We start from the raw sequence: 26399 nt of genomic DNA, 5'->3' as shown, positions 1-26399 counted from the left end.
AGACGATGACCACCCGTGAAGACACCGGATCCGTGCTGGGCCCGGGCGCCGAGGCGCCGCTCAACAACCGTGTCCACCACGTCCGTTCCGACGAGCTTGACGGTTACGCCGCCATCAGCGGCGGCACGGTCGGCTCCAAGAGGCTCTGGATGGGGCGGGTGGAGAACCCGCCGCTGAGCGCGACGGACAACCACCATCACGGCGAGTCGGAGGCGGGGATCTTCGTGGTCAGCGGCCACCCCGTGTTCGTGTTCCACGACGGTACGCAGGAGGTGCGGATCACCGCCGACCCCGGCGACTTCGTGCTCGTGCCGCCGTTCGTCCCGCACCGGGAGGAGAACCCCGACCCGGTCGAGCCCGTGGTCGTCGTGATCGCGCGCACCACCCAGGAGCCGATCAAGGTCTCCGTGTCCGAGCTGTACCAACACACCGGCGCGCAGGCGTAGTCGTGGCCTCACGCCACGGTGTCCATCCGGCTGGCCCCCGTTCCGTCAGGGGGGCGGCCGGATGGGCCGTGGCCTGTGCTGTTCCTAGCCTCGGGGCATGATCATTCGTCGTTTGTGGTTGTCAGTCGGCGCGTTGACGCTGGCCGCTTCGGCCCTGCCGTCCGCCGCGGCCTCGGCGCTGCCCCGCCCCGTCGCGGAGGACCGGCCCGCGCAGCGCGACGCCGGACAGCGCGAAGCCCTGCAGCGGGACGCCGACGCCCTGCGCGACGCCGGGGTCACGGGCGTGGCCGCCCGCCTCGAAACCCCGCGCGGGACCGTCAAGGCCCGCTCCGGCGTGCGCGATCTGAAGAGCGGGCGGCCGGTCCCGCAGGACGGCCCTCTGCGGCTCGGCAGCATCACGAAGACGTACGTCGCTACCGTCGTGATGCAACTCGTGGGCGAGCGGCGGCTGTCCCTCGACCAGTCGGTGGAGGACCTCCTCCCCGGTGTCGTCTCCGGCTCCGGGAACGACGGGCGGACCATCACCGTCCGCGATCTGCTGCGGCACACCAGCGGCCTCCACGACTACACGCGGGACGTCTTCCCCGACCCCGGCGCCCGGACGTACTTCGCCAAACGCTGGCAGTCCTACCGGCCCGAGCAGTTGGTGGCCCTGGCCATGCGCCACGAGCCGGACTTCGCGGCGGGCAAGGGCTGGGCGTACTCCAACACCAACTACGTACTCGCCGGAATGATCATCGAGAAGCTCACCGGCAGGACCTGGGAACGGCAGGTCGAGGACCGCATCCTGCGCCCCCTGGGGCTGCGCCGGACGGACACCGGCAGCTCGCCGTTCCTGCCGGATCCGCACACCGTGAACTACCAGCAGTTCGCCGAGGGCGGCCCGATGATCGACACCACGATCCCCTACCGCCCCTTCGACAGCGGGGCCGACGGCTCGATGACCGGTACGGCACACGAGGCCAACCGCTTCTTCGCCGCCCTCGCCGACGGTCGTCTCCTGAAGCCGACCGAGCTTGCCGCCATGCGGACCACCGTCCCGGTGCCGCGGGGGAGCGGTCACCCGGCGGGGACCGAGGACGGCCTCGGTCTCTTCGCCACCCCGCTGTCCTGCGGCGGGAGCTACCTCACGCACGGCGGCAGCGGCTTCGGCTACGTCCTGCGGACCGCCACCACGACCGACGGCAAGCGCACCGTCACCGTCTCCGCGCACAGCCGCTCCGCGGACCCGGAGGAGGCGGCCCGCCAGGAGGACGTCATGCGGGAGCTGGTCGACGGCGCCCTGTGCCGCAGCGGCGGATGAGGGGCCCGACGGCTACGGGAACGTGAGGGTCCCGTCCACCGGGATCACCAGGTACCAGCGCAGCGAGGTGTCGTCGTACGGGCCGCAGGCAAGGACCCGGACGTCGACGGGGTCCGGCGCGAGCAGCGGGAAGTACATCGGGCGGACGTCGTCGGACGGGTCCGGCTCCGGCGGGGCGGGTGCCGGGGCGTCCCAGAACGCCGCGACACCCGGCTCGGCGCGCACCGCCTGGACGACCTCGTCGAGGCGGGCGTTGTCCGGCCAGCGCTGCCAGGCCAGGCGCAGGCGGGTGAGCAGGTGCACGGCCCAGCGGCTCTCCCAGTCCCGCAGCTGATAGCGGGCCTCGTGCGAGAACGCCCAGGTCATGACGTTCGCGCCGGGGCGCACCAGCCAGGGGCAGTGGCGGGCGGCGACGGTGTTCGCGTCGACCACGTCCCAGGCCTGGTCGCAGAGGAAGCTGATGTGGCGCTGCTCGCGCATGAGCTGGACGAGCGCGGGGTCGGGGGCGGCGCTCGTTCCCGACCGTGCCGGGGGCTCGTGGCCGGTGCCCCGGTGCAGTGCGGCCGTCTGGCGCGGGGACAGCTCCAGGATCCGGGCGATCCCGGCGATCATCTCGCGGCCGTACCGCCGGTCCTCGCCCTTCTCCAGCGCCCGGTACCAGCGCTCGGAGACGCCGAGCAGCAGCGCGATGTCGAGCTGGGTGAGGTAGCTGCGATGGCCGCGCGCGGGGGCGATGCCGGGCACCCGCGCGGGGTCGCGGGCCATGCGCCAGGTGCGGAGCATGCGGCCGAGGTCCTCGCGTCGCGCGTTCGTCACGGGTAAAGACCTCGCAAAGATGACTGGGCTGATCAGGGGTTTCTCGGTGTCGAAGTCCGATTCGCGGCCTTGCGGCGCAGGTGGCAGGATCGCATGCCGGACGCCCGCACCGGAACCTCCCGGTTCCGGAACGCCAGCGTTCCGATCTTGGGCGCGGTACGACGTCCAGGGTGGGCCCGGTCGGCACGGCCGGCGGCGCCAACGACGCTCCGCCCCCGACCCCGCGCCCTGACCTACGGAGATACGACCGATGACCTACTTCCTGCCGGAAACCGACCCCGTCCTGACCGCCGCGCGCGGTCTCGCCCTCGTCCACCCCGACAAGGTCGAGGTCAACGCCGCGCCGCTGTTCCTGCGGGCGCGCGACCCGCACCCCGACCGGCGGGTCGCCCTGGTGTCCGGCGGCGGCTCGGGGCACGAGCCGCTGCACACCGGGCTGCTCGGGCGAGGCGGCCTGGACGCGGTGTGTCCCGGTGAGGTGTTCGCCTCCCCGCACAACCGGCAGATCTACGAGGCCGGCGTCGCCGCCGCCAAGAGCGAGGGCGTGCTCCTGGTCGTCAAGAACTACACGGGCGACGTGATCAACTTCCAGATCGCGGCCGAGCGCCTGCGGCACGACGGCATCCCCGTCGCGACCGTTCTCGTCGACGACGACCTGGCCACCGACGCCGCCGACAGCGCCACGGGCCGGCGGGGCACCGCCGCGACGGTGGTCGTGGAGAAGCTGCTCGGCGCCGCCGCCGACCGGGGCGCCTCCCTGGCGGAACTCCAGGAGCTCGGCACCCGCGTCGTGGCCCAGTCCCGCAGCATCGCCGTCGCGGCCCGCGCCCAGACCTCGCCCACGACGTCGGCCCCCGCCTTCACCCTGGACGCCGGAGTCCTCGACTACGGCGTCGGCATCCACGGCGAGCGCGGCACCCGCACCATCGCCAGGCCCCCGGTCCGCGACCTCGTCCGACGCATGGCCGACGACCTGCTCGACGCGCTGCCGCCGGGCCCCGACGAAGTCCTTGCCCTGGTCAACGGCCTCGGCGCCACCACCGACCTCGAACTGCACGCCATCAGCGTCCTGCTGACCGAGCGGCTCGCCGAGCGCGGCCTGCGCCCCGTGCTGACCGTCGCCGGGACGTACACCTCCGCCCTGGACATGTCCGGGTTCTCGCTCACCCTCACCCGCCTCGACGAGGGCTGGGCCGACCTGTGGACGGCACCCGCCGAGACGCCGCTCGTCCTGCCCCGGCCCATGAACGCCGAGGGCCCCGCCACGGCGGGGGACCGCGCCCCGGAGCGCCCCGCCTCCGCCACCCCGGCCGCCGCGCCCGCACTCGCCACCGGCAGCCGCGTGGTGCTCGACCGCTACGCGGACATCGTGGCCCAGGTCCGCGACAACCTGACCAAGCTCGACCAGCTCGTCGGCGACGGCGACTTCGGCGACAACCTCTCCGGCGGCGTCCGGCGCGCCGTGAAGCTCGCCGACGAGACGGGAGCCGACGGCGTGGCCGCGCTCGCCGAGGCGTTCCTCAACGACGTCGGCGGCACCAGCGGCCCGCTGTTCGGCCTGCTCTTCCAGCACCTGGCGGCCGCCGAGCCCGGCACGGGACAGGCGCCTTCCGTCGCGGCCCTCGCCGAGGCCACGGCGGGCGCGCAGGCCGCGATCCACCGCGTGGGCGGGGCGCGGGTGGGCGACTGCACGATCGTCGACGCGCTGGCGCCCGCCGCCGAGTCGCTGGCCGCCGCGGCCGGGGGCGAGCCCGCCGACGGTTCCGAGAGCGCGGAGGCCCCGCTCACCACCGCCGCGCAGGCCGCGATCCGGGGCGCCCTCTCCACCGCGTCGCTGCGCCCCCGGCGCGGCCGCGCGAGCTACGTCGGCGATCACGCGCTCGGCGTACCGGACCCGGGCGCGCTCGCTGTCGCGCTGCTCTTCGTGGCGCTGGCCGACATCCACGAGCCCACGATGGCGACCCGCCTCCCGGCCCCCGGGTACGTGACCGTGCTCTGACCCGGCACCGCAGGACATCGCACTGCCCAGGTGAGCCGTGTCTCACCTGGGCAGTGCCACTTGTCTATGCAACGAGTTGCATAGAAGGATTCGGGCATGGCGCTCGAGCACGCGATTCTCGTCTCCCTCCTTGAGAAGCCGGGCTCCGGATATGAGCTGGCCCGGCGCTTCGACCGGTCCATCGGCTACTTCTGGGCCGCGACCCACCAGCAGATCTACCGCGTCCTCAAGCGCATGGAGAACGACGGCTGGGTCGACGTCCGTGAGGTGGCGCAACCGGACCGGCCGGACAAGAAGGAGTACTCCGTCGCCGCGCCCGGGCGGAGCGCGCTCTCCCGGTGGCTGCACGAGCCGATCGAACCGGAGAGCGTCCGGCACGAGCTCGCCGTGAAGATCCGCGGCGCCGCCTTCGACGACCCGGTCGCCCTGATCGACGAGGTGGAACGTCACCGCCAGGCGCACACCGACCGGCTCGCGCACTATCTCGCGGGGGAGCGGCGCGACTTCACCGGACCCGAGGCCCCCGGGACGCCCGACGCCGGTCAGGAGCTCCAGCACGTCGTGCTGCGCGGCGGCATCGCCTACGAACGCATGACGCTCGCCTGGCTCGACGACGTGATCGCCACCCTCCGACGGCTCGGCCCCGAGCGCTGAACCGGGCCCGGAGCCGTCCGTTCCCCGAAGCTCTCCCTTCCTCAACTCCCGAGCCGGAAAGGCGAATTGCCATGGCCGACCAGCTGCTGTTCAACCCGCGCACGTACGACCCGACCCACTTCGACCCCGAGACGCGCAGGCTGCTGCGCGCGACCGTCGACTGGTTCGAGGCGCGTGGCAAGCGCAAGCTGATCGAGGACTACCGCTCCCGTGCCTGGCTCGCGGACTTCCTCGCGTTCTCCGCGAAGGAAGGGCTGTTCGCGACCTTCCTCACCCCGGCTGCCGACGCCCAGGAGGGGCACGGCGACAAGCGCTGGGACACCGCCCGCATCGCGGCCCTGAACGAGATCTTCGGCTTCTACGGCCTCGACTACTGGTACGCCTGGCAGGTCACCATCCTCGGCCTCGGCCCGGTCTGGCAGAGCGACAACGCCGCCGCCCGCGCCCGCGCGGCCGAACTCCTCACCCAGGGCGAGGTGTTCGCCTTCGGCCTGTCGGAGAAGTCGCACGGCGCCGACATCTACTCCACCGACATGCTCTTGGAGCCGGACGCTGACGGTGCCGGTGGGTTCCGCGCCACCGGCTCCAAGTACTACATCGGCAACGGCAACGCCGCGGGCCTCGTCTCGGTCTTCGGCCGCCGTACCGACGTCGAGGGCCCCGACGGCTATGTCTTCTTCGCCGCCGACAGCCGCCACGAGGCGTACCACCTGGTCAAGAACGTCGTCGACTCCTCGAAGTACGTCAGCGAGTTCCGCCTGGAGAACTACCCGGTGGCCGCCGCCGACGTCCTGCACACGGGCCGTGCCGCCTTCGACGCCGCGCTCAACACCGTCAACGTCGGCAAGTTCAACCTCTGCACCGGCGCGATCGGCATCTGCGAGCACGCGATGTACGAGGCCGTCACCCACGCCACGGGCCGCATCCTCTACGGCCGCCCCGTCACCGCCTTCCCGCACGTGCGCCGGGAGTTGACCGACGCCTACGTCCGCCTCGTCGGCATGAAGCTGTTCAGCGACCGCGCCGTGGACTACTTCCGCTCCGCGGGTCCCGAGGACCGCCGCTACCTCCTCTTCAACCCCATGACGAAGATGAAGGTGACCACCGAGGGCGAGAAGGTCATCGACCTGATGTGGGACGTCATCGCGGCCAAGGGCTTCGAGAAGGACACCTACTTCGCCCAGGCGGCCACCGAGATCCGCGGCCTTCCGAAGCTGGAGGGCACGGTCCACGTCAACCTCGCCCTGATCCTGAAGTTCATGGGCAACCACCTCCTGAACCCGGCCGAGTACGCGCCCGTGCCCACCCGCCTGGACGCGACCGACGACGACTTCCTCTTCCGGCAAGGCCCCGCCCGCGGCCTCGGCGCGATCCGCTTCCACGACTGGCGCACCGCCTACGACGCGTACGCCGAGGTGCCGAACGTCGCCCGTTTCCGCGAACAGGCCGACGCGCTCTGCGAGTTCGTCACCACCGCGGCGCCCGACGAGAAGCAGAGCCGCGACCTCGACCTGCTGCTCGCCATCGGCCAGCTCTTCGCGCTCGTCGTGCACGGCCAGCTGATCCTGGAGCAGGCCCGCCTGACCGGCCTGGAGCAGGACGTCCTCGACGAGCTGTTCGCCGTGCTCGTGCGGGACTTCTCCGCGTACGCCGTCGAGCTGCACGGCAAGGACTCCGCGACCGAGGCGCAGCAGGACTGGGCCCTCGGCGCGGTCCGCCGCCCGGTCGTCGACGAGGCCCGCTCGGCGCGGGTCTGGGAGCGCGTGGAGGCGCTGGCCGGGGCGTACGAGATGGCGCCGTAGCGATTCGCCGGGCCGACGGCGAGGTGCCTGACCGCGCGTGCGCGCGGTCAGCCACCGTGGCGCTGTGGCCGTGCTGTGCCCCAGGGGCCTTCGCCCTGGCGGGAGTTGGCTACCGCGCGTCGACCAGGGTGCGGCCGTCGGTCGGGACGTGCGATGCGGCGCCAGTGCGGTAGGCGGCCTCGACGCGGGCCTGCTCGCGCGCGTCGGGGACCGCGTTCTTGCAGCTGGTACCGGCGCTTGAGCCCGACATCAGCTGGGAGCACGGGCCGGGCTTGGTGTCCGGCAGGCCCAGGTTGTGGCCGAGCTCGTGGGCGGCGATACGGGTCTTGTCGTGGCCGTCCGTGACCGCCTGCTGGCCGAGCTGGACCTGGGCCCTGCCGCCGGGGCGGACCGGGCCGAGGGTGGCCTGCGGCCAGCCGCTGGTGGCCACGATCTGGATCTCGGCCCGGGTGCCGGGCGCGGCCTCGACGAGCTTGACGTTGTCGACGTTCGCGTTCCACGAGGCGACTCCGGCCGCGATGGCCGCCTCCCAGCCCGCGGCGCGGCTGTCGTCGTAGCGGAGCGTCACGACGGCCGATGCCTTCTTCGCTGCGGCCGGTTCGGGCGCGGACAAGGCGTTCGCGGCGGGCGCCAGGGTCAGGGCGACCGCTGCGGCGGTGCCGGCTATTCCTAGCCGTATGTAGTGCACCATTGCTGTCCCTTCACTTGTGGGGGGTCTCGGCTCCGTGTGGCGCCGAGAGTGCGGGGAGAGGGGTGCGGCGCGGTCTCAGGGCTTGCGCGCCACCGCCCCGTACATGGCGATGTCCCGGTCGCGGACGTCCCGCTGCCCGCTGCCAGGACGCCACTTGTGGACCTGGGTCACTCCGGGCCCGACCAGGTCGAGCCCGTCGAAGAACGCGGTGGTGGTCGGCAGGTCGCGGAGCACCATGGGCATGTTCTGCCGGGCGTACTCCTCGGCGACCCGGCCGACCTCCTCGGGCGCGAAGTCGGCGGTGCCGATGGTCATCGCGAGATAGCTGCCGGAGGGGAGCGGGTCGAGCAGGCGCCGCACCAACTGCTCGTCGTCGGGCGGCAGGATGAAGTGCAGCATGCCGATGACCATCAGGGCGACCGGCTGGTTCAGGTCGATGAGCGCGCGCAGTTCCGGGCTGTCGAGGATGGCGTCGGGGTCGTGCATGTCGGCGTCGACGTACGCGGTCGCGCCCTCGGGGGAGCTCTGCAGCAGGGCGCGGGCGTGGGTGAGGACGATGGGGTCGTTGTCCACGTAGACCACGTGCGACTCCGGGGCCACCTCCTGCACCACCTCGTGCAGGTTCGGGGCGGTGGGCAGCCCGGTCCCGATGTCCAGGAACTGCCGGATGCCCTTCTCCCGCGCCAGGAAGTGCCCGGCGCGGTGCATGAACCGGCGGTTCTCCCGCATGTGCACCGGCAGCGACGGCCAGTGCCTGCACATCGCGTCGCCCGCCTCGATGTCCACGACGTAGTGGTCCTTGCCGCCCAGGATGTAGTCGTACACCCGGGCGGAGTGCGCGGTTGAGGTGTCGACTCGATCCAGGGGGCTGGGCATGCGGGGCTCCGTTCCTTGCTGCTGTGGGTCGTGCCAGACGGTACAGCGCTGAACCTCTGCGCGAACAGCGGCCCCACGGCCAACAAAGGCTTGGCTCACGGCAGTTGTACGGATGCGGGGTCGGCGGGGCCCTCGGGTGCCGCCGGATTCCGCGTCCCGCGTGTCCGGTTCGCGCGCTTGTCGACAGGTCGCCCTCTCGCCACGCTGGCCGTTTCCGCCAGGCAGGGGGGCATATGACGATCTTCGACAAGCGACCCGACATCACCGAACACCTCAACCGGATCCACGTCGACCTCGCCGAACTGCGGCAGCAGGTCGACGACCAGCGGCACGCCGTCGACCAGGCCCGTCGGGACGCCAACGCGGCCATCACCACCGGCCTCGCCGAGATCCGGGCCGTCGTCCGCGAGGGACTGAACCGCGGCCACGACACCCTCCGCGACCCGCTCGCGACCCTCGGTACGGAACTGGTCGCCATCCGTGCCGCGCTCAACGACATCGGCCGCGGGCGGCCGGGACCCGAAGGGTCACCGCCCGCCCAGGAGGAACCGCCGTCCGGGGTCGAAGAGGCCGGACGCCGGGAGGGAGAGCACGTGCGTCACGAAGAACCCGACGGCGACCACCTCGACCTGCTCAGCCGGGCCGCAGGCATCTCCGCCGCGCGGCTCACGGTGCACCGCGACACCTGGGCCTTCCTCGTCGAACACGCCGGGCAGGACCGGCACTTCCACATCCCCGGCGCCGTCACGGAGGACCACGGCACGGTCGACGTCGACGTCTCCGGCCTCAGCCTGGTCGCGGCCCTCACGAGCCTGCGCGGTGTCGAGCGCGCCCCAGGCGTCGACCCCGGCACCGCGGCCATCGCCCGCCACCTGTATGAGCGCGTCGCGGGCACCGTGCGCTCCCTGACCGCTTCACCGCACCCCGGCGCCGAACCCGTCCACATCGTCATCGACGACCGCGCCGCACCCGTCACCGACGAGGACCGGCCACCGGACGCGCCGCAGACCTGAAGCGACTGTGGTTGTGGAGGTGGCCGTGGGTGTGGTCGCTCAGCCGCCGGAGCTGTTCGCCGTGTTGAGCCACACGCCGATCGTGGGCAGGGCCTCGGGTCCGCTGTCCTGCTCCACGGTGCCGACGAGGTCGGCGATGGAGACGCCTCCCAGGGACGCCCGCCAGGCCGCTTCGGCGGCGGCCATGGTGCGCGCCACGGGGCACGCCTTCGTGCACTCCTCGGGCGGGGTCCCGAACGGGCCCCGCTGGCGGATCTCGGTGCACACGAACGCCGGGCCCGCCCCGTCGACCGCCTGGACCACGTCCAGGACCGTGATCTCGGCGGCGGGCCTGGTCAGTACGTATCCACCGGTCTTGCCCTGGACGGACTCGACGAGGCCCGCGCGGGACAGGGCCTGCATCTGCTTGGCCAGGTAGCTGGGGGAGACGTCGTGCAGCTGCGCAAGGCGGGCGGCCGGTACCGGCTCGCTCGCCGCGGTCAGCACCACACAGCAGTGCACCGCCCACTCCACGCCGCCGGACATCTTCATGTGCTCTCCCCGTGTGACGCGCTCGCTCGCTTGACTCGGACACAGGGTATCCGAGTATTATCTCGGACATCGAATATCCGAGTTAACTGCGTCGTGTGACACGGCTGTGGCGCTCGGTTCACGAAAGGGCAGGATCATGAAGATCACCGTCATCGGCGGCACCGGCCTCATCGGTTCCCAGCTGGTCTCCAGGCTCCGCGAGGCCGGGCACGAGGTGGTCGCCTCGTCCCTGTCGACCGGGCTCGACCTGCTCACCGGCGCGGGGCTCGACGAGGCGCTGGACGGCGCGGACACGGTCGTGAACGTGTCGAACTCGCCCACGTTCGACGAGGCATCCCCGGCGTTCTTCCGCACCACCATGGAGAACCTGCTGGCCGCGGGGGAGCGCGCGGGCGTGACCCACCAGGTCATCCTCTCCATCGTCGGCGTCGACCAGGTGCCGCAGCTGGACTACTACCGCGCGAAGACCCTCCAGGAGGAGCTGCTGCGCGGCGGGCCCACGCCCTACTCGATCGTGCGCGCCACCCAGTTCTTCGAGTTCATGGACGCGGTCATGTCCTGGACCTCCGACGACGAGACCGTCCGGCTGCCCGCCACCCCGGTCCGGCCCATCGCCACGGCCGACGTGGTCGCCGCCCTCGCCGACGTCGCCACCGCCCCGCCCCTCAACGGCACGCTCGACGTCGCGGGCCCCGACGCCTTCTCCCTGGACGACCTCGGCCGCCTCACGCTGGAGCACCGGAAGGACCCGCGCACCGTCGTCACCGACGACAAGGCGGGCATGTTCGCCGCCGTCGAGGGCGACGTCCTGGTCCCGCGTCCCGGCGCCCGCCTGGCCACCACTCGCTACGAGGACTGGCTCGGCGCTTCCCGGTAGCGGGCGCCGGACCCGCCGTCGCGCCCGAGGCGGCGCACGTCTCCGGCCCGGGCGCGCGGACGGGTGAGGGAGCGTCATCTCCCGTGCCCCGTCAGGCTGTTACGTATCCATCATGGGCCGATAGAGGCACCATCACGCACGAGCGCAACAGTGACGCGCATGAACAGCAGCATGCGCACGACCCTGAACGCGACCGGAACCGGGACCGTACTCCGGGCCCTGGCCGCCTCGACCGCCCTGACCGCCCGAAGGCCGAACCGCCCGAGCCCGCCCCCGGTCCCAAGGCGCGGTGCGCGACGGTCGAGGTTCCGGTGGACTGGTCGAAGCCCGACGGGCCCAGGACGGGCATCTTCGTCGCCCGCCACCCGGCCACCGACCCGAAGCGCGGCATCGGCCGGAGCCGGGGCGCCCGCTGCGACGAGTCGATACTCGACGCGATCCCGGCCCGCCCGCGCGACGCGGCCGAGTTCGCGCGCCTGCGCACCCTGAACGGTCGGTTCGCGGACAGCTGCCGCGAGCTGACGGGCCCGCTCGCCGCACACATGGACAGTGAGAGCGTCGCCCGCGACATGGACGCCATCCGCGCCGCCCTCGGCGAACGCCGCATCAGCTTCCTCGGCCACTCCTACGGCACGTTCATCGGCGAGCGCTACGCGCGCCTCTTCCCGGACAGGCTTCGCGCGCTGGCCCTCGACAGCGCGATGGACCCGAACCGGCCGACCGCCGAGCAGTACCTCAGGACGGGCAGCGTCTCCGTCGAACGGACTCTGAAGCGGCTCGCGGACTGGTGCGCGAAGAGCGCCTCCTGCGCGCTGAAGGGGCAGGACCTGACAGACGTCGTGGACAAGCTGTTCGCCCGCGCCGACGCGGGCACACTCCGCGTCCCGGGCCCCGACGGACCGACGCGGGCCAGGATGGACGCCGATCAGCTGTCCGACTTCCTCAACGCCGGGCTCAGGGGATGGTTCCCGGCGCGGACGGCGCGGCAACTGGCCGCGCTGCACACCGGGAAGGGCAGGATCGACCGGGCCGACGGCGGCGGCGCCGACCCGTACGCACGGCTCGTGATGTGCCGGGACCACGACTTCCGGATCCGCGACTACGCGCACTACCGGGCTCTCCGCGCGCGGGTGGCGAAGGCCGCTCCCCACGTCCGCCACAACGCCCAGGCCCTGAACGCCGTCCTCAGCTGCCAGGGCTGGACCATGCCGCCCAAACCCCGCCCGGCCCGGGCGCCGGGCGGCCACCCGCCCGTCCTCGTGGTCAATGCCACCCACGACATGGCGACCCCGCTGGCGGGCGCGCGGCGCATGGCGGCCGTGTACCCGAAGGCGTCTCTGTTCACGATGGACGTCGTCGGACACTGGCTGTACCGCAGGGGCGGCACGGAGAAGGCGATGCGGGTCGTCGACGGCTATCTGAGCGGCCGCAAGGACTGACCGACCTGGGCGGGGGCCGTCCTGGGTGTGGGCTTCCGTGCTCCGGTGCGTGCCGGGGTCCTCAGTCCTCGCCCTCGGCCGGTTCGGCGTCGCCGTCCTGACGGATCTCGTCCAGCGAGTCCTGGAGCAGCGCCTTGGCGCGGGTGAACCAGTCCGCGAGTACGGCGATCTCGTCCGGGCCGTAGTCGGCGAACAGCAGGCCCAGGCGCTCGTAGAAGGGGCCGTAGACCTCCATGACGCGGCTCTGGGCGGCCTCCTCCATGGTCACGTGGACGCGTCGGCGGTCCTTCGGGTCGGCCTCGCGCCGTACGTAACCGGCCTTCTCCAGGCGGTTGAGGACACCGGTCACCGCCCCGGTGGTCAGCCGGGCCCGCCCGGCGAGGTCGCCCGCCACCAGGGACTCACCGGCGTTGGCCGCCTCGATGAGGAAGCCGAGACAGGTCAGGTCCGTGACGTTGAGGCCCATGCGTCGGGCGATGTCCTGCTGCCCGAACTGGGCCGTGGCGATCATCCGGTCCATCGCGTACAGCGCCTGGTCGGCCGTCGCCGCCGGGCGCGTCTTGCCCTGCACCACAGATCCCCTTAGCATCTAAGTAAATTATCTCGCGAGATAAGACATATTCGCGCGGGTGAGTCCCGATCACCCGTCACAGCATCCCATTTCCCGAGGAGACGGCCATGAGCATGCACGGAGACCACGACATGGGTCACACGCTCGCGGGCTGGACGGGCACCTGCACGGCCGTGCTCGGCGGCGCGGTGGCGGGGGTGGGGCTCGCCGCGGACTCGACCGGGGTACTGGTGGCGGGCGGCGCCGTCGTCGTCCTCGCCGCGCTGGCCACCTGGTTCCTCCATCTCGCCGGGTGGGGCAAGCCCACGGGGCCGCGGCCGGTCGCGCAGCAGCCCTGGCGGGTCCGCGACACGGCGGCGCGCCGCGGCCACCCCGACTGCCTCGGCTGCCGCCTGGCGGGACGCAGGGGGGCCGCGGCGCCGGTCGTCGTCCCCGCCCTCGTACCCGCTGCCGCTGCCACGCCCGAACGCGCACCGGCGCCGCAGCGCTCGTAACTGCGGGAGCCGGGACGGAGACCCCTGAGACCCAGTTGTTGCCGCCGGGACCCACTTGTGGCAACGGGCACTCAGCCGTAGCCGCCAGAGCCTGGGCGGGCGCGGCCCGAGCGCGGGAAAATTCTCCGGTGTCCATCATCACCTGCGTGAACTGCGGCGAGCTCCTGACCGACATACTCAGCCAAGTCCCCTTCCCGCCCACCCCGGAGAAGTTCACGGGGGAGCGCCTGGGCCTGCCCCTGTTGCAGCAGGGGACCTACGCGATCAACCCTGAGACGGGGGCGATCACCCTGCACCCCGACGGTGCCCCGGGTACGCGCCGGCACCGCGGTCCCGGGCGGCAGAACGGCTGCTGCGAACCCGACGGCCTCGACGGCCCCAACCTCGTGTGCGCCGGCTGTGGCGCCGAGGTCGCCACGCGGAAGACGGACTGCTGGCAGGAACACCTCGTCGCCGTCATCCCGGAAGCCGTGGAGTTCTATCCGAAGAGCCCCTGAATCCTCCCGGGTCTTTCTGCCGCCGACCGGTCACACTTCCCCGCCGGGATTCGTCAGCTGAGTGAGAACGACGCACGACAGGCTGACTGACACCGAGGGAGAAGACCATGGCAACACGTTCGATCACCGCTGAGATCCCGCTCGCCCCGCGCATGGCGGAGGACCCCGCGCAGCTCGTTCCGGAGGTCGCGGAGGTGGCGGCGGCCCTGTTCAAGGTCGTCGGCAACGGCTCGGTGCCGCGCCCCACCATCAGCCTGGTCCACCTGCGGGCCGGACAGATCGTCGGCAGTACCTATCTGACGGTGCTGCACACCGGATTCCTGCGCGCGGCCGGGCAGTCGGAGGAGCGGATCACCTCGGTGGCGTCCTGGCAGGACTCGCCGTACTTCACCGCCGCCGAGCGGGCCGCGCTGGCCCTCGTCGAGGCCGTACTTCAGCCGTCCTCCGGCGGTGAGCGGGTCCCCGACGCGCTGTACGCCGAGGTCGCCGGGCACTACGAGCCCAAGGCGCTCGCCACCTTGATGTTCGCGATCGGCCAGGTCAACTTCTTCACCGCAGCGGCGCTCATCGCCAAGCCGGTGCCGGGCCGGGCGTTCACCGACCCCTGGAAGTAGGAGGCAAGGCCCGAGGATCCAGGCATCTACGAAAGATCCAGGCATCTATGAACGCGTCCGGCACAGCTCCTTGTCCACGAGCGTGCGCATGGCCTTCTGGGTGTCCTTGCCGCCATCGCTGTTGACGTACACCACGGCGGTACGGGAGCCGTCCCGGGTGACACCGCTCCAGGTGTGGTAGCCGAGCAGTTCGCCCGGGTGCCCGAAGTAGCTGCCGCCGCAGGACAACGGGAGCTCGCCCAGGCCGAGTCCGTACTTCACGCCGAGTTCGGGCGCGGACACGGTGGCCGTCATCTGGTCCAGCTGCGCCGGATCCAGCAGCCGGCCGCGGAGCAGGGCCCTGGAGAACCGCGTCAGGTCGCGCGTGGTGCTGATGATCGAGCCGGAGCCGACGGCCATGCTCGGATCGAGGGTCGTGACGTCGACGCCGGTGCCGGTGCGGAAGGAGGCGTAGGCCCGGGCGTGCGGGCCCCGGATGAACGGGAATCCGCCGGGTGCGCTGGTGCCCTTCAGGCCCAGCGGCCGGATGATCCGGGCGTTCACCTCCCGTGCCCAACTCCGGCCCGTGACCTTGCGGATGATCATCGCGGCGAGAACGTAGTTGGTGTTGGAGTACGACCAGCCCCTGTCCGGCCGGAACGCGGGCGGCTTCCGCATCGCGAGCCCCACAAGCTCCTCGGGCGTGTATGTGCGGAACCGCTCGGCCCGGTACCCCTTCGCGCTGTTCAGCGCGGGAATCCAGGGCAGGGTGTCCTGGATGCCGCTGGTGTGTCGCAACAACTGCCGCACGGTGATGGCGCCGCCGTCGTAGCCGTTGCCCTGGACCAGTCCAGGCAGCCACTTCTCGACGGTGTCGTCCAGGGACAGGCGCCCCTCGCCGACGAGTTGCAGCACGACGGTGGCGGTGAAGGTCTTGGTGGCGCTGCCGATGCGGAACCTGCCGTGCCGGGGCATCGGCTTCGTGGTGCCCCTCTCGGCCGTCCCGGCGCGCGCCGTGTCGCGTGTGCCCGGAGCCGCTGTCTCGGCGAACACGCCGACGGCCCCGCTGTCACGGATCGCGTTCACCCGCTCCTGGAGCGGATCGGCCCGCTGCGGCTTCGCCACCGCCGTCGGCCCGGCCGACGCGGCGACGAGGACGGCGATCGAGCCGGTCAGGACGAGCAGTCCGCGCCGACGCCTTCGTGACGCGTGCATGGTGGTCCCCTCTCTGTTCAAGTTGCGTGTGTCCTCAGGGACCACTCGGGCTGTGCCCCGCCGCTGCCGCGTCCCGAGCCGGTGGGGTCGGCGACCATCCCACCAGCGGAGTGGGGATCGGCCCATCCGGCTTTCCCCCTGACGCGTCGAGGTGCTGTCCTCAGTGCGGTGGCGGGGGACAGCCCCAGTGGGAGCGCGGGGCAACCGGCGCCCCGCACCGCGGGCCAGGGGCGCGGAGGCGCGCGGAGAGGCGGCGGGCGGCCCCGATCCGAACGGGTTGCCTTCCTCGCGCCCTGCCCGGGAGCCAACCGTTTCCCGTGCAGCATGGGTCCCTGCCGGTGAGAGGGAGGTTCGCATGACGCTGCGTACGGTACGGACCACACTGACCACCCTGGTCGCGGCGGCCGCGACGGTCGCCGCGGCCGGGCTGAGCACCCCGTCCACGGCGGCCGGGGCAACCGCCGCGCAGGACCGGGGACATGGGGCGACCCGCGCCGCCATGGACGCCGCGGTACGGGAGGGAGTCCCCGGCGTGCTGGTGCGGGCGCACGACGCCCACGGCGCCTGGCGCGGCGGTGCGGGGGTCGCCGACCTCCGCACGGGGCGCCCGCCGCTGCCGGCCGACCGGTTCCGGGCGGGCAGCATCTCCAAGGTGTTCATCGCCACGGTCCTTCTCCAACTGGAGGCCGAGGGCAGGCTGAGCATGTCGGACTCCGTGGACAAGTGGCTGCCGGGACTGGTCCGCGGCCACGGCCACGACGGCCGCAAGGTCAGCCTCCGCCAGCTCCTCAACCACACCAGCGGCATCTACGACTACACCGAGGACCCCGGCCTGCACCTCGGCGGCAAGGTCTTCCTGTCCCACCGCTACGACACCTGGCAGCCCGAACAGCTCGTGGCGCTCGCCATGCGCCACAAGCCCAAGTTCGCGCCCGGATCCGGCTGGAACTACACCACCACCGAGTACGTCATCGCCGCGATGGTCGTCGAACGGGCGACGGGCCGCAGCTACGCCGCCGAGGCCGAGCGGCGGATCTTCGAGCCGCTCGGGCTGCACGCCACCAGCCTGCCCGGCACCGGCGTCCGGATTCCCGCGCCGAGCGGGCGGATGTACACCAAGTTTCCCGACGACCCGCAGCACACCGTCCACGACATCACCGAGTTCAACCCGTCCTGGGGCTGGGCGGCCGGTGAGATCATCTCCAGCACCGGCGACCTCGACCGCTTCCTCACCGCCCTGATGCGCGGAGAACTGCTCCCCGAGGCCCAGCTCGAGAAGATGACGACCACCGTCCCCTCACCCGACTTCGGCGACGGCCAGGACGACGGCCTGGGAATCTTCCGGGCCAAGCTGCCCTGTGGCAAGGTGGTCTGGGGACACACCGGCTTCCTGCCCGGCTCTCAGTCCATGGCGTACACCACCCGCGACGGCCGCCGGCGCCTGGTGGTCAACTTCAACACCGACTGGGCGGGCGACACCGATGCGGCCGCGTACGTACTCCTCGCCGAATTCTGCGGAACGCGCCCTCCTTCCACGCGGTGACCGCCGGACGCACCGCCCCCGGCTGTCCGTCGCGGGTCTGAGCAGCATGACGCGATGGAACACGTGCGTCGGACCGTCAGCTCAGGATCGCCGTTGGAGCCGCAGATCGGCTTCTCCCGGGCGGTGCGCTCGGGACCGTACGTCGTCGTCGCGGGAGCGGCCCCGATCGACGCCGAGCTGGTGCCGGCGATGTGGCGCGGGGCGGCGTTCTCCAACGGCAAGCTGCCGCAGGGGGCGGTCGACCGGGACGCGTACGTGGTGTGCGTGTTGGAGCAGCCGCACCGCGCGCTGAACCGGCGTGGTGTGTTCGCCGCTCCGTCGAACCGGTGGGCCGATCCGCGGGCGAGGCTGCTGGACGGGCCTCGGCGGGAGGCGATGCGCCCGGACGTGCCGGCGGGTCTGTCCCTGAGCGAGGACACCGGCGAGCATCTGGCCCAGCGGCAGATGGCCGACCGGTTGGAGGAGGCCGGTGCCGACGCGAAGGTGGAGGTAGTCGTCCCTGAGGGCGGCGGCCGGGCCCGGCTGAGCGTGGACAAGGTGGGCGCGGTGGGCGAGCCGGAGTCGCTGACCTGGTTGAGGCCGCCATGGGCGCGATGCTCCCGAGGATCGCCCTGCCGGACCTGCTGTTCGAGGTCCACTCCTGGACCGGATTCCTCGACTTCATCGGCCACGTTTCCGACCGGCGCACCCGCATGGACGGGCCGCTTGTCTCCCTGCTGGTGGCGCAGAGCTGCAACATCGGCTTGGCCCCGGTCATCGACCCTTTTCTGGAGCGATCGATCCAGATAGGTTACGGTGGGGTCATGGCAAGGACCCGGGAGTTCGACACCGAGGCGGCGGTGAGCCGTGCGATGGAGCTGTTCTGGACGCGCGGCTACGAGGCCACCTCAGTGCGCGACCTGACCAGGCACCTGGGGATCGGGCAGGGGTCCTTGTATGCCGCGTTCGGCGACAAGGGCGGCCTGTATCGGGCGGCCCTGGAGCACTACCGCACCACCCTCGCGGCGGCCGCCCTGCGCAGCCTGGAGGAGGGGACGGACGCCCGGTCGGCGATCCGCACCATGCTGGTCGAGCGGGTCCGGATCGCCGTGGAAGACGACGGCCGGGGGTGCCTGGTGGTCAACGCCGCCTGCGAGCGCCTGCCGGAGGATGCGGCGACCAGGCGTACCGTGCGCGACATGCAGGACGTCAGCCGGGACGCGCTCGCCGAAGTGCTGCGGGTCGCGGCGGAGCGGGGCGAGATCGCGAAGCGGCACGACCCGCACACCCTCGCCTCTTTCCTCGTCACCTTCCTCAACGGACTGCTGGTCTCCTCGAAGATCACGCCAGACGCCCGCGCCCTCGAACCCCTTGTGGAGGTCGCGCTGGGCGCCCTCGACTGACTTTTTCATGCCCGGAATCTGTATCAGGCGATCCAGAAAAGTCGCCGGTGTCCGCTCGGACACGGGATGAGCCCACTGACACCCACATCGCGAAGTGCACCAGGAAGTTGGAAGAACATGATGTTCGACCATGACGGAACGCCCGTCCGCACGGGCCGAACCGCCGTCAACGGAACGAGCCTGCACTACCGCACCGCCGGGTCCGGCCCCGCCGTGGTGCTCCTGCACGGCGTGCCCAAGACCAGCTACCACTGGCGTCACCTCGTCCCGAAGCTGACGCCCCACTACACCGTCGTCGTGCCGGACCTTCGCGGTCTCGGCGACTCTGCCCGCCCGTCGGACGGCTACGACTCCGCGACGATGAGCGACGACATCGCCGAGCTGATGAACCACCTCGGACACGAGACGTACGCCGTGGTGGGCGAGGACTGGGGAGCGGTGATCGGCTACCAGCTCGCCGCCCGTCACCGCGACCACGTCACGGCTCTCGTGTTTGCCGAGGCCCTGTTCCCCGGGTTCGGATTCGAGGACCACACGGCCCTCACCCCCGAGAACGTCTCCAACGGCATGCACCTGTGGCATCTGGGCTTCTACTTCCAGCCGGACATACCCGAGATGCTGATCGCCGGTCACGAGCGTGAGCTGATCACCTACATGATCAAGTTCGAGCGCAGTCGGCCCGACAGCGCCACCCCCGACGCGGTCGACGAATACGTGCGCTGCTACTCCATGCCCGGCGGCATCCGCGCGATGCTCTCGGTCTACCGGGCGATGCTCGTGGACGCCGAACAGAACCGGCAGGCCGCGCAGAAGAAGCTGGACATCCCGGTCCTGGCGCTCGGTGGATCCGCGTTCATCGGCGACCGCAACGAGTCCCAGATGCGGCTCATGGCCCACGACGTCACCGGGCACGTGTTCGACGCCGGCCACGACCTCGCAGAAGAGGTACCCGACGAGATGGCTGACGTCCTCCTGCCGTTCCTGGCCGCGCACCAGTAACCGCACCCGGCTCCCGAGTCTCGACCAGCGGGCAGAAGCCGGAGCGGCAGCTCGACGCGCTTGCCGCCGCCGGGTGCCGGAAAATCCTCGCGGACAAGAAGTCCGGCAAGGACGCGCTCCGCCCCGAACTGAAGGCGTGCCACGCCTTCCTCGACCCTGGGAACACCCTCGTCGGCCCGAGTCTGGACCGCTACGGCAGCAGCCTTCCGGACCTCATCAACATGGTCGCCGAACTACGCGAGCGCGGGATCGGCTTCACCTCGCTGCACGAGAACCTGGACACCACCACCCGCGGCGGTCGGCTCGCGCTGAGCGGCGGTCGCAGACCTGTCCTGACCGCCCCCCCCGGCGGCGGTCAGGGCAGGATCAGGGCAGGACCGGGCATGCCCCAGATGCGGGTCCACCCATGTCACGGACGTGGGTGGACCCGCCGGGTCACTCGCTGCGTGTCGTGCTTGTCGCGAGACCCCGCTCGGCACCCGCGTGGGCGGCGGCGCTGCCCGCGGCCACGCCCTTGGCGGGTTTGCCGCCCTTGCCCAGCGCAGGCGGCTCGGCGAGGCAGTCGCCCTTCGGCCTGCCCTTCGGGGCGAGCTCGCCGTTGACGTACACCTTCCCCTTCTTCTCGACCTTGACGGTGGACTTGCCCGGCTTGCCACCCGGCCGGGCGACGCCCTTGCCGTCGAGGACGACGCAGGTGATCAGCTCTCCCTTGCCGCCGCGGCCGGGCAGCGGGAGGAGCTTGCCGCACTTGGCGCGCGCCTTCGCCTGCGCCTTCTCCCGCGCGTCCCATATGCCGTGCGCGGTCGGGTCCCCGGCGCGGAACCTGCCGTCGATGATCTTGACGGCCGTCTTCGGCGGCCCGGCCTTCGCCCGGCTGCCGGTCGTGATGCAGTGAACGGGCGCGCCGTGACCGCGGCTCGCGGCCGAAGCGGCGTGCCTGGACGGCGAGTCGGTGGAGTCGGCGGTGCCGCTCGCCGACGCGGTGGCCACTCCGGACAGGCCGAGGCCCGCCGTGAGGACGGTGGCCGCCAGGATGCGGGATGTGCGCACGGTCGGATTCCTTCCGTGGACCGGAGGCCCAGGGGCGGGCTGCCGGTGGTGGGTTGATCGGACGGCGCACAGACTCGCCCGCGGCACATGAGGCCAACCTGAAGAAGCCGCAAGTGATCTTCAGGTTGGTCTCATGTGCCGACGGCATCCTGGGAACGTGCGCATACTCGTGGTGGAGGACGAAGTCCAGTTGGCGGAGCTGCTCAAGGTAGGCCTGGCCAAGGAGGGGTTCGCCGTCGACCTCGCCCATGACGGCCGCGACGGCCTGTGGCTCGCGACCGAGCAGCTCTACGACGTGATCGTGCTCGACGTGATGCTGCCGTCGCTGAACGGCTACGAGGTCTGCAAGGAGCTGCGGCAGAGCGGGGGTTGGACCCCGATCCTGATGCTGACGTCCAAGGACGGGGAGTACGACGAGGCGGAGGCCCTCGACACCGGCGCCGACGACTATCTGACCAAGCCCTTCTCCTTCGTCGTGCTGCTCGCCCGGCTCCGCGCCCTGACCCGCCGCGCCGTCCGGCAGCGGCCCACCGTCCTCACGGTGGGCGACCTCAGCGTCGACCCGGCGCGCCTCACGTGCGCCCGCGGCGACGTAAGGATCGCCCTCACCCCCAAGGAGTTCGCGATCCTGCACTGCCTGGCCCGGCGCACCGGCGAAGTGGTCCCCAAGTCCGAACTGCTTTCCCAGGCCTGGGACTTCGCCTACGACGGCGACTCCAACGTCGTCGAGGTCTACATCAGCGCACTGCGCCGCAAGATCGACAAGCCGTTCGGCAGAACCACGCTGCGCACCGTGCGCGGCGCCGGATACCGGCTGGAGGCCTGACATGGGCGTACGCCTGCGGACGACGCTGACGGCCACGGTCGCGGTGGCGGTCGCCCTGTGCCTGGCCTCGTTCGCGCTGTTCCTGGCGCTCGACTCCAGCCTCGACGCGTCCACCCGGCAGGTGGCGGCGCAGGACGCGAGGGCCAAGGCCGGTTGGGTTGCGTCGCCGCCGGAGCGGGAGCCGAAGGGCAGTGTCACGTACCGGGCCGAGCCGTGGAAGCACGGTTCCAGGGGCGAGGGCGAGAGCATGCCGAAGATGCGGGAGGGCAAGGTGACGGTCGACGAGGTGATCGAGACCAGCGAGGGCCCGGTGACGGTGACCGGGACCGCGTCCACGGCCCCCGCCCGCGCGGCGATGACCACCCTGAAGCAGGTCCTGCTCCCCGGTGTTCCCGCGCTCCTCGCGCTCGTGGCGCTCTTCACCTGGCTCTCCGTCGGCCGGGTGCTGCGCCCGGTCTCCGCGATCAGGGCGAAGCTCGCCGACATCACGGCACGCGACCTGCACGAACGCGTCCCGCAACCCGGCACCCGGGACGAGATCGCGGCGCTCGCCCGCACCGTCAACGCGACCCTGGACCGGCTGCGCGGCGCCGTCGACGCGCACCGCCAGTTCGTGGCCGACGCCGCGCACGAACTGCGCAGCCCCATGGCCGTCCTGCGCACCCGGCTCGAACTGGCCGCGCCCGAGCTGGCCACGCCCGAGGACAAGCAGCTCGCCGCCGACGCGCTGGGGGACGTCGAACGCCTCCAGTCCCTCACCGCCGACCTCCTCCTGCTGGCCCGCCTCGACGCCCGCGAACCGCAGCGCACCTCGATCGTCGACCTCGCCCAGCTCGTCGCGGAGGAAGCCACCCGCCGACGCCCCCGCCCGCACGTGCGGGTACGTCTCGACCTGACCCCCGACCTCATCGTCGACGGTTCCCCCGACCGCCTGCGCCGCCTGGTCGCCAACCTCGTCGACAACGCCGTCCGGCACGCCACCACCACGGTCGACGTCACCCTCACCACCCGGGCCGGCCAAGCGACCCTGGACGTCATCGACGACGGCCCCGGCATCCCGCCCCACCACCACGCCACCGTCTTCGACCGCTTCACCCGCCTCGACCACGCCCGCACCCGGGACACGGGCGGCTCGGGCCTTGGCCTGCCCATCGCGCGGGACATCGCCCAGGCTCACGGCGGAACCGTGCGGATCGTCGCGACAGCCACGGGGGCGCAACTCCGGGTACTTCTGCCGCTGTTGACCGACCCCACTCGCATGTGAACGCCCCCGAGCGCGGAGGCGGCACTCAGTCGTCCCTCCTCTGGCTCAGGCATCCCTCCCCCTGAGCAGCACCCCGCCGAGAACCAGCCCGCCCGCCGCGTACCCGGCCACGACGGCGAGCCCCTGCCAGGGGCCGATGGGCAGGTGTTCCAGGCCCTGGGTGGTCTGCACGGCCAGCCCCGCAGACGCCGGGGAAAGGCGCTCAAGGTGCTCGTGCCACGTCTCGTTCTGGATCATGCCGACCAACAGCGGGAAGGCGTAGAGGAGTCCGAGGGCGGCGGTGACGGCGGCCGCCGTGTCCCGCAAGGCCGCGGCCATCCCGAGGGCGAGCAGCGCGACCAGGGCGAAGTAGAGGACGCTGCCGGTGGCTGCGCGCAGGGTCGGCCCGTCGGTGAGGCTGGCCGGCGGGTAGCCGAGCGCCTTCGTGAAGCCGCCGTCGGGGAGCAGCAGGCGTCCCGCGCCGAGGGCGCCGAGGACCGCCAGGGTGCCGGAGCACAGGGCGAGGCCGCTCACCACGACCGCCTTGGCGGTGAGCAGCCGCAGGCGGGCGGGGAGCGCCGTGAGCGAGGTGCGGATGGTGCCGGTGCCGTATTCGGCGCTGAGGGCCAGCGCGCCGAGCACCGCCACGGCCGCCTGGCCGAGCCACACGCCGGTGAGGCTCTGCTTGACGAGGTCCTCGTGGCAGGCCTCGGCGGCGCAGCCGTCGGCGGCGAGCCCGGCGGTGGTGGCGGCGCTCGCCGCGACGGTGAGGGCGACGACACCGGCCAGGAGCCACCAAGTGCTGGGTAGAGTGCGGAGTTTGGTCCACTCGGTGTGGAGGGCCGCGGTCATGGATTCCGCGCGTTGCCCGAGGCCGACGTGTCCGTCGCCGTCGCTGGGACGACCGTGCCCGCCGCCAGGCCGACCGCGCCCGGCCGCCATCCTCACGCGTCCCGCTTCCGCAGGCGCCACATCGCGAGAGCGAGTACGGCGACGGCGTACAGGAAGAGGGTGAGGAGACCCGTCCACGGCCCCTGCGGGTAGCAGCCGTCGCTGGGGGAGCAGACGGCGGCCACCTGGTCGTACCGCGGAGTCGTCTGCTGGATGGCGAAGCCCGCCAGCGGCGTGGCCTCCTGGAGCCACCGGGAGAGCCCGAGCGGCAGCCCGTTGACGAGGATCAGCGGCAGGGCGAAGAGCACCACGACCGCGGTGATCGCGGCGGCGGTGTGCCGCAGGAGCGCGCCGAGGCCGAGCGCGAGGACCGCGATCAGGGCGAGGAGCACCGCGGAGCCGACGACGGCGCGCAGGGCGGGGCCGTCGCTGAGGGCCCACTCGGGGAAGTACGGCCGCCGGTGGCCGTTGTCGCGCAGCATCCGCTGGCTGAACTCGAAGGACACGGCCGAGGCGATGAGCCCGGCGACGAACACCACGGCGCCGATCACCAGGGCCTTGGCGGCGAGGACGCGGGGCCGGTGCGGGCTGGCGGCGAGCGTGGTGCGGATCATTCCGCGCCGGTACTCGGCGGTGATGAACAGGACCGCGAGCGCCGCGACCAGGACCAGCCCCAACTGGGTGCCGCTGAGCCCCGCGGCGACCAGGTCCATCTCCTGCGCCCCCGGTGCGATGTCCCCCGAGCCGGTGACGGTGAAGGTGGCCCCGTCACGGGTCGACCCGCCCTCGGCCTCCGGGGTCTCACCCACGTCCTCGCTCTTCCAGGACCCGGAAGCGGCACGGGAATCCTTCAGTCGTACGTGGTCGAAGGTCGCCGTGGACCGGGTGGGCCGGTCCCCGGCCGAGGCGCCGCCGAAGCTCCGCTGGAGGTCGCGGAGGGAGGGCGAGGCCACGAACATCCCGGCCCGCACGGTCCGGGGAGCCTTGTCGAGGCGCACCTCGCCGACCTGGCGCCACCGCTTGCCGTCGGCCGACTCGTAGCCGGTGACCGTGGCGCCGGACCGGTCCAGGCGCAGCCAACGCGCCTCGCTCGCCGGGATGTCGCTGCCAGGGGTGTCCTCGGTGAACCCGCTCTGCAGCCGGACCCCGTGCTCCGCGGTCATCATCAGGGCCGCGTAGGGCGCACCGGCGTCGGTCGTCTCCTTGAGGATGATCCCGGCCTTGGCCCACTCGGGGGCCTGCCGGGGCCGCGTCCCGGTGAGCCCGGAGACCCGGGCGGTGAGGGAGCCGTCGCCCGCGAGGTCCCGGTGCACGAAGTGGAAGGCGTCGCGGACGGCCAGACCCGCCGCGTCCGTGGCAGGGGGAGGTGGATGTCCCGGTCCGGCGTGTTCTGTGGCGAAGGTGGAACTCGACGCGGAGAAGAGGGAGATGAGAACGGTGACGACGACGGCCGCGAACAGGGTCGACCACCAGCGGCGCACGGTACGGAACTTGGTCCACTCGGCGCGGAGCAGCTGGGGGAACCCGTCTCGGGCGGCGGGTTCGGCGCTGGAGCGGTAGGGGGCGCTCGGCGGCACGGGGGCAGGGGCCTGTGTGGTCATCGTGCGCCCTCCTTGTCGACGGGGGCGGCTGCGAACTCCACGGCGTCGGCGGTGAGTTCCATGTAGGCCTCCTCGAGCGTGGCCCGGTGCGCCGCGACCCCGGAGAAGGGCACGGCGGCCGTGGCGAGGAGCTGGACGATCCGCTCCGCGTCCAGGCCGGAGACGGTGAGGGTCTCCCGGCCGTTGACGGCCACCGTGGCACCCGCCGCCGCGAGCACGGTCATCGCCTGCTCCCTGGCGCCGGTCCGCAGCGCGACCCGGTCCGCGGAGGCGGTGGCGAGCAGTTCGCTGACGCTCGTGTCCGCGAGGACCCGACCGCGCCCGATCACCACCAGATGGTCGGCGCTGTCCTCCAGCTCGCTCATGAGATGGCTGGAGACGAGCACGGCGCGCCCCTCGGCGGCCAGGGACCGCAGGAAGCCGCGGATCCACCGGATGCCCTCCGGGTCGAGGCCGTTGACGGGTTCGTCGAAGAGCAGCACCGGCGGGTCGCCGAGCAGCGCGCCCGCGATCCCCAGGCGCTGGCGCATCCCGAGCGAGTAGCCCCCCGCGCGCCTCCTCGCCGCGGACGTCAGCCCGACCTGCTCCAGGACCTCGTCCACGCGCCTGGCCGGAATGCGGTGCGAGTGCGCCAGCCACAGCAGATGGTCACGGCCGCGTCGGCTCGGGTGCACGGCGCCCGCGTCGAGCAGCGCGCCGACGTGGGTCAGGGGCTTGCGCAGGGCGTGGTAGGGCTTGCCGCCGATCAGGGCGGTGCCCTCGTCGGGGGTGTCGAGGCCGAGCAGGGCGCGCATCGTCGTGGACTTCCCGGCGCCGTTGGGGCCGACGAAGCCGGTGACGTGGCCGTACGCCACCGTGAAGCTGAGGCCGTCGACCGCGGTGACCGCCCCGAACCGTTTGCGCAGTCCCCGGACTTCGATCGCCGCGGCCGGACCGGAGGCCGTCGTGTTCTCCGTGCTTTCCATACTCAGGGAGGCTAAGGAGCCGCCGACCGTGCGGCGTCCCGGGGCGGAGCGATGTTCGTATCCCTCGCGCGAGGGACCCGCA

The 26399-nt window shown here is 72.1% G+C and carries 26 protein-coding genes and 2 pseudogenes; 18 read left to right on the top strand and 10 right to left on the bottom strand.

Annotated features, from left to right (window positions below):
- The first annotated feature begins 5 nt into the window (after window positions 1-5).
- Window positions 6-446 carry a cupin domain-containing protein gene (locus ACZ6AA_RS07500; RefSeq protein ID WP_471456780.1) on the top strand — a complete coding sequence of 147 codons (441 nt, stop codon included), beginning with the start codon at window positions 6-8 and terminating at the stop codon, window positions 444-446.
- A 97-nt stretch (window positions 447-543) separates the two neighbouring features.
- Window positions 544-1749, top strand: coding sequence for a serine hydrolase domain-containing protein (locus ACZ6AA_RS07495; protein ID WP_468457866.1), 1206 nt, complete (start codon window positions 544-546; stop codon window positions 1747-1749).
- Between the two features lie 12 nt (window positions 1750-1761).
- Here ACZ6AA_RS07495 and ACZ6AA_RS07490 read toward each other — a convergent pair whose 3' ends face one another.
- On the bottom strand, window positions 1762-2565 hold the full coding sequence (locus ACZ6AA_RS07490; RefSeq protein ID WP_471456778.1) for a helix-turn-helix domain-containing protein: 804 nt from the start codon (window positions 2563-2565) through the stop codon (window positions 1762-1764).
- A 250-nt stretch (window positions 2566-2815) separates the two neighbouring features.
- On the opposite strand from ACZ6AA_RS07490, the gene ACZ6AA_RS07485 reads away from it, so the two are divergent.
- The 3 genes from ACZ6AA_RS07485 to ACZ6AA_RS07475 all read left to right on the top strand — a co-directional run bounded on the left by ACZ6AA_RS07485 (window position 2816) and on the right by ACZ6AA_RS07475 (window position 7020).
- The gene (locus tag ACZ6AA_RS07485; RefSeq protein ID WP_468482397.1) at window positions 2816-4564 is read left to right on the top strand and encodes a dihydroxyacetone kinase family protein; all 1749 of its coding nucleotides are present in this window, start codon (window positions 2816-2818) and stop codon (window positions 4562-4564) included.
- A gap of 96 nt (window positions 4565-4660) precedes the next feature.
- The gene (locus ACZ6AA_RS07480) at window positions 4661-5218 is read left to right on the top strand and encodes a PadR family transcriptional regulator (protein ID WP_468457871.1); all 558 of its coding nucleotides are present in this window, start codon (window positions 4661-4663) and stop codon (window positions 5216-5218) included.
- Window positions 5219-5289: 71 nt separating this feature from the next.
- Window positions 5290-7020 carry an acyl-CoA dehydrogenase family protein gene (locus ACZ6AA_RS07475; protein WP_468482395.1) on the top strand — a complete coding sequence of 577 codons (1731 nt, stop codon included), beginning with the start codon at window positions 5290-5292 and terminating at the stop codon, window positions 7018-7020.
- A 109-nt stretch (window positions 7021-7129) separates the two neighbouring features.
- Here ACZ6AA_RS07475 and ACZ6AA_RS07470 read toward each other — a convergent pair whose 3' ends face one another.
- Window positions 7130-7711, bottom strand: a complete 582-nt coding sequence (locus tag ACZ6AA_RS07470) for a snapalysin family zinc-dependent metalloprotease (protein ID WP_471456775.1) — start codon at window positions 7709-7711, stop codon at window positions 7130-7132.
- A gap of 75 nt (window positions 7712-7786) precedes the next feature.
- The gene (locus tag ACZ6AA_RS07465) at window positions 7787-8587 is read right to left on the bottom strand and encodes an SAM-dependent methyltransferase (protein ID WP_468457876.1); all 801 of its coding nucleotides are present in this window, start codon (window positions 8585-8587) and stop codon (window positions 7787-7789) included.
- A 233-nt stretch (window positions 8588-8820) separates the two neighbouring features.
- Between ACZ6AA_RS07465 and ACZ6AA_RS07460 the strand changes: the two genes are divergently transcribed.
- Complete coding sequence (locus tag ACZ6AA_RS07460) at window positions 8821-9600, top strand: hypothetical protein (protein ID WP_471456773.1); 780 nt, start codon at window positions 8821-8823, stop codon at window positions 9598-9600.
- A 39-nt stretch (window positions 9601-9639) separates the two neighbouring features.
- Here ACZ6AA_RS07460 and ACZ6AA_RS07455 read toward each other — a convergent pair whose 3' ends face one another.
- On the bottom strand, window positions 9640-10131 hold the full coding sequence (locus tag ACZ6AA_RS07455; protein WP_471456771.1) for an RrF2 family transcriptional regulator: 492 nt from the start codon (window positions 10129-10131) through the stop codon (window positions 9640-9642).
- A gap of 136 nt (window positions 10132-10267) precedes the next feature.
- On the opposite strand from ACZ6AA_RS07455, the gene ACZ6AA_RS07450 reads away from it, so the two are divergent.
- Window positions 10268-11008 (top strand): SDR family oxidoreductase, encoded by a 741-nt coding sequence (locus tag ACZ6AA_RS07450; RefSeq protein WP_471456769.1) that lies wholly within the window; start codon window positions 10268-10270, stop codon window positions 11006-11008.
- Window positions 11009-11319: 311 nt separating this feature from the next.
- Window positions 11320-12447, top strand: a complete 1128-nt coding sequence (locus ACZ6AA_RS07445) for an alpha/beta fold hydrolase (RefSeq protein ID WP_471456767.1) — start codon at window positions 11320-11322, stop codon at window positions 12445-12447.
- Window positions 12448-12508: 61 nt separating this feature from the next.
- Here the strand turns inward: ACZ6AA_RS07445 and ACZ6AA_RS07440 are convergent, their stop codons facing one another.
- Window positions 12509-13018, bottom strand: coding sequence for a MarR family winged helix-turn-helix transcriptional regulator (locus tag ACZ6AA_RS07440; protein WP_468457885.1), 510 nt, complete (start codon window positions 13016-13018; stop codon window positions 12509-12511).
- A 107-nt stretch (window positions 13019-13125) separates the two neighbouring features.
- On the opposite strand from ACZ6AA_RS07440, the gene ACZ6AA_RS07435 reads away from it, so the two are divergent.
- The 3 genes from ACZ6AA_RS07435 (at window position 13126) to ACZ6AA_RS07425 (ending at window position 14623) form a co-directional block, all read left to right on the top strand.
- Entirely contained in the window at window positions 13126-13512 is a 387-nt protein-coding gene (locus ACZ6AA_RS07435; RefSeq protein WP_468482393.1) for an HGxxPAAW family protein, read from the top strand.
- Window positions 13513-13640: 128 nt separating this feature from the next.
- Window positions 13641-14009 (top strand): hypothetical protein, encoded by a 369-nt coding sequence (locus ACZ6AA_RS07430; protein ID WP_468457889.1) that lies wholly within the window; start codon window positions 13641-13643, stop codon window positions 14007-14009.
- Window positions 14010-14116: 107 nt separating this feature from the next.
- Entirely contained in the window at window positions 14117-14623 is a 507-nt protein-coding gene (locus tag ACZ6AA_RS07425; RefSeq protein ID WP_468457891.1) for a carboxymuconolactone decarboxylase family protein, read from the top strand.
- Between the two features lie 45 nt (window positions 14624-14668).
- On the opposite strand, the gene ACZ6AA_RS07420 is transcribed toward ACZ6AA_RS07425, so the two are convergent.
- A complete protein-coding gene (locus ACZ6AA_RS07420; RefSeq protein WP_471456765.1) occupies window positions 14669-15817 on the bottom strand; it encodes a serine hydrolase domain-containing protein in 1149 nt (382 codons plus the stop codon).
- A 355-nt stretch (window positions 15818-16172) separates the two neighbouring features.
- Here ACZ6AA_RS07420 and ACZ6AA_RS07415 point away from each other — a divergent pair, with 355 nt between their 5' ends.
- The 5 genes and pseudogenes from ACZ6AA_RS07415 to ACZ6AA_RS07395 form a co-directional block, all read left to right on the top strand.
- Window positions 16173-17360, top strand: coding sequence for a serine hydrolase domain-containing protein (locus ACZ6AA_RS07415; protein ID WP_471456763.1), 1188 nt, complete (start codon window positions 16173-16175; stop codon window positions 17358-17360).
- A 165-nt stretch (window positions 17361-17525) separates the two neighbouring features.
- Window positions 17526-18124, top strand: a pseudogene (locus tag ACZ6AA_RS07410) (Tn3 family transposase); the annotation flags it as partial.
- A gap of 39 nt (window positions 18125-18163) precedes the next feature.
- A complete protein-coding gene (locus ACZ6AA_RS07405) occupies window positions 18164-18742 on the top strand; it encodes a TetR/AcrR family transcriptional regulator (protein WP_471457825.1) in 579 nt (192 codons plus the stop codon).
- 117 nt (window positions 18743-18859) lie between these two features.
- Window positions 18860-19741, top strand: a complete 882-nt coding sequence (locus ACZ6AA_RS07400) for an alpha/beta fold hydrolase (protein ID WP_468457897.1) — start codon at window positions 18860-18862, stop codon at window positions 19739-19741.
- 26 nt (window positions 19742-19767) lie between these two features.
- Window positions 19768-20037: pseudogene (locus tag ACZ6AA_RS07395) on the top strand (recombinase family protein); the annotation flags it as partial.
- Between the two features lie 139 nt (window positions 20038-20176).
- Here the strand turns inward: ACZ6AA_RS07395 and ACZ6AA_RS07390 are convergent.
- Window positions 20177-20791 carry a hypothetical protein gene (locus ACZ6AA_RS07390; protein ID WP_471456761.1) on the bottom strand — a complete coding sequence of 205 codons (615 nt, stop codon included), beginning with the start codon at window positions 20789-20791 and terminating at the stop codon, window positions 20177-20179.
- 157 nt (window positions 20792-20948) lie between these two features.
- Here ACZ6AA_RS07390 and ACZ6AA_RS07385 point away from each other — a divergent pair, with 157 nt between their 5' ends.
- Window positions 20949-21617, top strand: a complete 669-nt coding sequence (locus tag ACZ6AA_RS07385; RefSeq protein ID WP_471456759.1) for a response regulator transcription factor — start codon at window positions 20949-20951, stop codon at window positions 21615-21617.
- Window position 21618: 1 nt separating this feature from the next.
- Window positions 21619-22881, top strand: a complete 1263-nt coding sequence (locus ACZ6AA_RS07380) for a sensor histidine kinase (protein WP_471456757.1) — start codon at window positions 21619-21621, stop codon at window positions 22879-22881.
- Between the two features lie 45 nt (window positions 22882-22926).
- Here ACZ6AA_RS07380 and ACZ6AA_RS07375 read toward each other — a convergent pair whose 3' ends face one another.
- From ACZ6AA_RS07375 to ACZ6AA_RS07365, 3 genes are all read right to left on the bottom strand, one after another.
- Entirely contained in the window at window positions 22927-23712 is a 786-nt protein-coding gene (locus ACZ6AA_RS07375) for an ABC transporter permease (RefSeq protein WP_471456755.1), read from the bottom strand.
- 92 nt (window positions 23713-23804) lie between these two features.
- A complete protein-coding gene (locus tag ACZ6AA_RS07370; protein WP_471456753.1) occupies window positions 23805-25352 on the bottom strand; it encodes an ABC transporter permease subunit in 1548 nt (515 codons plus the stop codon).
- Window positions 25349-26317 (bottom strand): ABC transporter ATP-binding protein, encoded by a 969-nt coding sequence (locus ACZ6AA_RS07365; RefSeq protein WP_468482387.1) that lies wholly within the window; start codon window positions 26315-26317, stop codon window positions 25349-25351. The genes ACZ6AA_RS07370 and ACZ6AA_RS07365 overlap by 4 nt, the downstream gene beginning before the upstream one ends.
- Window positions 26318-26399: the final 82 nt, after the last annotated feature.

Source organism: Streptomyces sp. NPDC040610 (assembly GCF_055594065.1).
The sequence above is the reverse complement of the archived record's forward strand: the minus strand, read 5'-3'. Positions and strand labels throughout refer to the sequence as shown.